This window comes from Neisseria sp. P0021.S005, from assembly GCF_051956955.1.
The window spans coordinates 1-2,241 of the sequence record NZ_JBQCWY010000501.1 but is presented as its reverse complement, the minus strand read 5'-3'; the positions used below and the strand labels follow the sequence as shown (position 1 = coordinate 2,241).

The following is a 2,241-nucleotide window of genomic DNA, read 5'->3' as shown; positions in this document are numbered from 1 at the left end:
TGCCTAAAGTCGAATTGCGTGCTTTGGATGAAGCGCCTGCCATCTTCCAAGAAATGCGCGAAGGTAAAATTACCGGCCGTATGGTGATTGATATGAACAAAGAGTGCAGCTGCATTCATCACTAATCGAATGATTCTGTGACAAAAAGGCCGTCTGAAAAATTTCAGACGGCCTTTTTCATTGGATTGGATAATTTAAAGCGTAAAGCTGCTTTCAAATACGCGGATTTCTCCGCTGACAGGATCGGTAAACTCTATTTTTTTAGCCAGAAGTTTTAAAGGTTTGTCGTAGTCTTCATCACCGGCCGCCAATGGGGTAGGGTAAAGCGCATCGTTCATCAGCGGCATATTCAAACTCATCATATGCACGCGCAGCTGGTGTTTCTTTCCTGTATGCGGCGTGAGGCGGTAGAGGCTGAATGCACCGCGGTTTTCGATAAGCTCGATGGTCGTGTGGGCATTGGGTTCGCCTTCCGTTTCCCGCGTGAGAAAGAATTTTTCGCCGCGTTCCATTCGTGACGAAATATCCAGCGGATAGTCCAAATCCGTCCGCGTCGGCGCCACCGCTTCATAGGTTTTTCGGACGGTTTTTTCTTGGAACATGGTCTGATAACCACGACGCGTGGCAGGGTTGAGCGAAAGCAGCATAACGCCTGCCGTATCTTTGTCCAAGCGATGAATCGGCGTAATGTCTTCAACATTCAAATGCTGCAATTCCGGCCGCAGACGCAGGCGCGTGAGCAAGGTTTCCCGCAAAAACCTGCCGCTGGGGATGACGGGCAGAAAATGCGGTTTGTCCACTACAATCAAATGCTCGTCAATATGCAAAATCTTTTCTTCAAACGGAATACGCGGCTCGCTCTCACGGCTGGTTTCACGGTAATAAAACATCGTCTTGCCGGGTTCGAACAAGGTATTTTCATCAAACGGCACGCCATCCGCACCCACCACAAAACCGCTGTTCAGCCGCCGCCGCCAGTTTTCTTCGCCGACAAAGGGAAAATGAGCGCATAAAAAATGCAGCAGCGGCAAGCCGTAAAACTGCTTTTCATGCGGTAAAACCAAGTAGCTGGGTTTGACACCGTTTAAAAGGGGTAGGGGATTGGTACGTTTTTTCATGCGGCGGATTGTACTCGGTTTTTAGGATTTTTTCAGACGGCCTTGTTTATATGGAAAATAAACTTCTAATAACGGATATGTATTGATGCAGGTTTTGTGTTTAAATAGCCTCTATAAATGGAATCAGATAAACTGGTTTTGTTTGAACTTGCTTTTATGGCATGAATTAAAGAAATGATAAAGAAGCAATATTTGAGAAAAGGAGAATATTATGCAGAGAAAAATCGGCATAATCATCATGTTATCCGCGTTTTCCGTATCCGCTATGGCGGGAGGGGAAGTTCGGCTTGGCAAGAGTAAGGCATACGATAATGAGTATGAACTTGTGGCAGAGCATGAAGTCAATGAAGAAGTTTCACAATTAAATCAAGACGAGTATGCCGCACATCCAATACGCAACGATAGCGGCGTCATGCAGTCAGGAAAAGTGGCTTCAGACAGACAAGCCGTTTCCCAATACGGAAAACCTAATTTGCCGCCTGTCCGCTTAAATCCGCATCCTTCACGACCTTGATTTCAAAATCAAAGGGCTGCTCCATTTGTTTGGGCAGCCCTTTTGTTTTGTCGGCTCACTCACATTTTTGTTTGCGCAAAACAAGTTTGTAATCGGTTTTGATGCCGGTTTGATCGCCAATCATCTTAAAATCATCTATCAAACAACGGTTTTCTGTACATTTCAACGTGAAATCTGCACCGACCCTATGGCCGTCAAATTGTTTAAATGTTGCCCGGACGGTATGGGGAGAAGTGACCTTGACTTGCAAAGTTTTATGGAAGTTGTCAGGATGATCCTGACCAAAACCCAAGTAGTAATGTATCGGCATGTCACATCCCATCTCCATATCGGGTTGCTTACGGATATTTGTGTCGAATTTATTGAATTGTCGGATAATTTTTTGTAGTTCAGGCGTGGTAACACGATTGTGTTCAGAGCCTAAATCCACTTTGGTCAGGTAAACCTTTTTGACTAAATCTATTTTTGCTTGATTATTTGTGGCGTTATCTGCAGCCATCGCTTGAGAGAAAAAGGGAGGGCAGCTTTTTCATATCGGGCAACTATTGGCTGCTCAACTTCAACATCTCATTTGACGCCAACTACAGGATCAGCCTCACGGGCGACATC

3 protein-coding genes and 1 pseudogene are annotated in these 2,241 nt (G+C 45.3%); 2 read left to right on the top strand and 2 right to left on the bottom strand.

What is annotated here, in order from left to right:
* Positions 1 to 125, top strand: a pseudogene (locus ACTHUE_RS16130) (alcohol dehydrogenase AdhP); the annotation flags it as partial.
* A 69-nt stretch (positions 126 to 194) separates the two neighbouring features.
* Here ACTHUE_RS16130 and ACTHUE_RS16125 read toward each other — a convergent pair.
* Positions 195 to 1,118 carry an RluA family pseudouridine synthase gene (locus ACTHUE_RS16125; RefSeq protein ID WP_107768833.1) on the bottom strand — a complete coding sequence of 308 codons (924 nt, stop codon included), beginning with the start codon at positions 1,116 to 1,118 and terminating at the stop codon, positions 195 to 197.
* A gap of 211 nt (positions 1,119 to 1,329) precedes the next feature.
* On the opposite strand from ACTHUE_RS16125, the gene ACTHUE_RS16120 reads away from it, so the two are divergent.
* Positions 1,330 to 1,632, top strand: a complete 303-nt coding sequence (locus ACTHUE_RS16120) for a hypothetical protein (protein WP_107768832.1) — start codon at positions 1,330 to 1,332, stop codon at positions 1,630 to 1,632.
* A 55-nt stretch (positions 1,633 to 1,687) separates the two neighbouring features.
* Here ACTHUE_RS16120 and ACTHUE_RS16115 read toward each other — a convergent pair whose 3' ends face one another.
* On the bottom strand, positions 1,688 to 2,131 hold the full coding sequence (locus ACTHUE_RS16115) for a hypothetical protein (RefSeq protein ID WP_225905490.1): 444 nt from the start codon (positions 2,129 to 2,131) through the stop codon (positions 1,688 to 1,690).
* Positions 2,132 to 2,241 lie beyond the last annotated feature (110 nt).